This window comes from Stenotrophomonas sp. 2YAF22 (assembly GCF_052114665.1).
Taxonomy (GTDB): domain Bacteria; phylum Pseudomonadota; class Gammaproteobacteria; order Xanthomonadales; family Xanthomonadaceae; genus Stenotrophomonas; species Stenotrophomonas indicatrix.
Map to the genome: position 1 here is coordinate 1 of NZ_JBFRFE010000419.1, position 3,861 is coordinate 3,861.

The window sequence follows — 3,861 nt, forward strand, 5'->3', positions numbered from 1 at the left end:
GCACCAGCACAGGGTGCAGTGGCGGTGGAATGCGATGGCGGCAATGCCGCGCTGATGGCGCTGTTTGCTGGCCTGGATGACGCCGCCACGCGCGCCTGTGTGGAAGCGGAGCGGGCGATGAACCGCGCGCTGCATGGCAGCTGCCATGTGCCGGTGGCGGCGATCGCGCAGTGGCAGGGCCAGGACCTGCACCTGCAGGGGCTGGTCGGCAGCGCCAGTGACGGCCGCGCGGTGCGTGCCGACGCCGTGGGCCCGGCCAGCGACCCGGAAGTGCTGGGCCAGCGCGTGGCGAAGATGCTGCTGGATGCGGGTGCTGGCGAGCTGTTGAACGTCTGAGCCACCGCAGGTAGTGCCGGCCGGCGGCCGGCAACCTCATGATCCCGATTGAATGCAGTTGCCGGCCAGCGGCCGGCACTACCAAAAGCAGAACGGGCGCCAGGCGCCCGTTTCGCTTATTTGAACTTGTAGACCACGTTCATCGTGGTCAGCGTATCGGTCTTGCGCTTGTCCTCGGCGACGTCGCTGTTGTAACGCGCCTGCCAGCCGGCCTTCAGCGCCAGGTGCTCGTTCATGCTCACCGATACGCCGAAATCGTTCTGGCCGAAGGTGTTGTACGAACCCGATTCGACCAGCAGCGTGTTGATCAGGTCGGTGTTGTCGGTCAGCGAGTACTTCAGGTCGAACAGGCCGCGACCGATCAGGCCGGTGCGGGTGCGGTCGTCCTCGGTGCTGTGGGTGCGGCGCACACCGGGGCCGATCTGCGCGTCGAACGAGAAGCGCTCGGTGTTCCACAACCGGGTGCCGTAACCCAGACCGAACGAGCTCTGCCGGTCGTAGGTGGCAAAGTCATCACGCTCGGTACGTACCGTGGCGGTCAGCTGGCGGTGTTCGCCCAGCTGCAGCGCGCTGCCTGCGCTGCCGGTGTAGCGGTTGGCGGTGGTGTTGTTGCGGCGCGTGGTGGTGCCGTCGTCGCTGGTTTCGGTCACCTTGGAGCTGGAGCGCAGGCCGAACAGGTCCATGCTGTGCACCCAGTCGCCATCGGTGTAGCGCAGGCGCAGGCGGCCGTTGAAGCTCTCGGTGCTGCTGTTGCCACGTGCCGACGCGAAGCCGAGTTCGCCACCACTGCCGCTCCACGGCGAGGACATCGCCGCCAGTTCGGAGGCATCCTGCGCATACGCCAGCGGGGCGCAGAGCAGCAAGGGGACCAGCAGGGACACGCGCAGGGACATCGAGGCTTCTCCGAAGCGGTTGGCAGCCAGTGATGATACTGGAAGCGTGATGACCGTCCGAATCGCCCGTCCCGACTGCTTCAGCAGGCGTTGTCGGGCCAAGCCCATTCAGGGCAGGTCGACCTGCAGGGCAGGATCGTTGAAGCGCGAGTACCGCAGCCGCAGCTGGAAGGGCTTGCCGTTGTTGTGGCCGCTGCGCACGATCTGCCGCGGCAGGCCCTGCGGATCCACCCAGTACTCCAGCCGCTCACCGGCCGTGGCGCCACGCAGGCGGTAGTGGCGGGTGCTGACGCCATCCAGCGTCTGCTCGCCCAGGTCTTCGGCCTGCAGGGCCTGTGCGGGGATATCGGCGGGCAGCGGGCTGCGCCATTGCTCCAGCAGCCCCGGCGGGGTCGGCACCTGGCGGATCGCATCGTCGGCCTGCAGGAACATGGTGTCGCCGATGATCACCTGCGGCCCGGCAGGGGTCTGCACCCGGAAGCGGTCCGGGGCGACGAAGTCCATCGCGGTACGCACCGGTTGCTGCGCGCCCAGCACCTCCAGCTCGGCATGGAAGCTGCGCAGGGCGGCAAATCGCTGGCTGGCAGACAGCACCGCCTGCGCCGGATCGGCAGCGGGGACGGGCGTCGCAGCGTCGGTGGGCGCCGGTGCGCGGTCGCAGGCGGCCAGCAGCAGGCAGGCCAGCAGGGGCAGGACAGACAACCGGCGCATCGGGCGCTCCACGGGGCAGGGGGCGCCCACGATAGCCCAATCGTCCGCCACAACGCCCGAGACTCGGACATAATCGGGGGCATGGACCGATACGAACGCATCACCGCCCTGCATCGTCTGCTCAAGTCCGCACGCTATCCGGTGACGGTGGCGACCCTGCAGGACAAGCTCGGTTGCTCCCGGGCCACCGTCTACCGCGACCTGGCGTTCCTGCGCGATGCGCTGATGGCGCCGATCGAGGGCGATGGCGAGGCCGGCTTCCGCTACCTGGCCGACGAGAGTGACCGCTTCGAGCTGCCCGGCCTGTGGCTGAGCTCGGAGGAGCTGCACGCCCTGCTGGCCTCGCAGCACCTGCTGGCCCGTACCGGCGGCGGCGTGCTGTCTTCGGTGTTGGCGCCGCTGCAGCAGCGCATTGAAAGCCTGCTGGCCGCCCAAGCCGGTGTTTCCAGCTGGCCGGTGGATCGGGTGCGGGTGATTCCGCACCGTGGCCGCAAGTTCGATGAAGCCAGCTTCCGTTCGGTGGCCTCGGCGGTGCTGGAGCGCAAGCAGCTGGGCTTCGAGTACCGCGCCCGCTCGACCGACGAAGCGACCAAGCGCACCGTATCGCCGCAACGGCTGACCCATTACCGCGACAACTGGTACCTGGACGGCTGGGACCATGATCGCGAGGCCCTGCGCAGCTTCGCGGTGGACCGCATCTACAAGGCGCGGGTGATCGACAGCACCGCCCGCGATGTCGCCGACAGCGAGCTGGACGAGCAGCTGGGTGCCAGCTACGGCATCTTCTCCGGTGCGCCCAAGGGCTGGGCAACCATCCTGTTCAGTGCCAAGGCCGCGCGCTGGGTGGCCGACGAGCACTGGCACTCCAAGCAGCAGGGACGCTTCCTCGCTGATGGCCGCTACGAACTGAAAGTGCCCTACAGCGTGTCGCGCGAACTGTTGATGGACGTGTTGCATTACGGGTCCGATGCCGAGATCGTCGAGCCGATGATGCTGCGCGAGCAGGCCAAGGCACTGCTGGAACTGGCCCTGACCAACTACGAAAAATCCTGACACCTCCCCCGAGATCGATTGCGCCCATGAAGAAGACCCTGTTGCTGCCCCTGTTCGCCGCTGCGCTGGCCCTGACTGCCTGCGGCAAGTCCGGTGAGCCTTCGCAGAAGCTGGTGGTGGCCGCCACCGCCGTGCCGCACGCCGAGATCCTGGAAGTGGTCAAGCCGATCCTCAAGCAGGAGGGCGTGGAGCTGGACGTGCGCGTGTTCAACGACTACGTGCAGCCCAACGACCAGCTGGTGCAGAAGCAGGTGGATGCCAACTACTTCCAGACCGAGCCGTACCTGGACGCCTACAACCGCGATCGCAAGACCGACCTGACCAAGGTGGTGGGCGTGCACATCGAGCCGTTCGGCGCCTACTCGCGCAAGATCAAGTCGCTGGCCGAACTGCGTGAAGGGGCCGATGTGGTGATCCCCAACGACCCCAGCAACAACAGCCGCGCACTCATCCTGCTGCACAAGGCCGGCGTGATCGAGCTGAAGGATCCGACCAACGCACTGGCCACCCAGCGCGACATCGTCTCCAACCCGAAGAACCTGAAGTTCCGCGAGCTGGATTCGGCCATGCTGCCGCGCGTGCTCGACCAGGTCGATCTGGCCCTGATCAACACCAACTATGCGCTGGATGCCGGCCTCAACCCGACCAAGGACGCGCTGGCGATCGAGAGCAAGGACTCGCCGTACGTGAATTTCCTGGTCGCCCGCCCGGACAACAAGGACGACGCCCGCGTGCAGAAGCTCGCCAAGGCGCTGACCAGCCCGCAGGTGAAGACCTTCATCGAGACCAAGTACAAGGGCGCGGTGCTGCCGGCGTTCTGACTCTGGGGTAGTGCCGGCCGCTGGCCGGCAACCCCGCAAACTATGTT

The 3,861-nt window shown here is 67.1% G+C and carries 4 protein-coding genes and 1 pseudogene; 3 read left to right on the forward strand and 2 right to left on the reverse strand.

Annotated elements, in window-relative coordinates; translation table 11 throughout:
• Positions 1-336, forward strand: a pseudogene (locus tag AB4Y84_RS15640) (hydroxymethylbilane synthase); the annotation flags it as partial.
• A gap of 116 nt (positions 337-452) precedes the next feature.
• On the opposite strand, the gene AB4Y84_RS15645 reads toward AB4Y84_RS15640, so the two are convergent.
• Together AB4Y84_RS15645 and AB4Y84_RS15650 are read right to left on the reverse strand one after the other, a co-directional pair.
• Entirely contained in the window at positions 453-1,229 is a 777-nt protein-coding gene (locus tag AB4Y84_RS15645; protein WP_025877391.1) for a DUF481 domain-containing protein, read from the reverse strand.
• A 108-nt stretch (positions 1,230-1,337) separates the two neighbouring features.
• Positions 1,338-1,940, reverse strand: a complete 603-nt coding sequence (locus tag AB4Y84_RS15650) for a LolA family protein (RefSeq protein ID WP_336032378.1) — start codon at positions 1,938-1,940, stop codon at positions 1,338-1,340.
• 81 nt (positions 1,941-2,021) lie between these two features.
• Between AB4Y84_RS15650 and AB4Y84_RS15655 the strand changes: the two genes are divergently transcribed.
• Entirely contained in the window at positions 2,022-2,993 is a 972-nt protein-coding gene (locus AB4Y84_RS15655) for a helix-turn-helix transcriptional regulator (RefSeq protein ID WP_025877388.1), read from the forward strand.
• Positions 2,994-3,019: 26 nt separating this feature from the next.
• Complete coding sequence (locus AB4Y84_RS15660) at positions 3,020-3,814, forward strand: MetQ/NlpA family ABC transporter substrate-binding protein (protein ID WP_025877387.1); 795 nt, start codon at positions 3,020-3,022, stop codon at positions 3,812-3,814.
• Positions 3,815-3,861 lie beyond the last annotated feature (47 nt).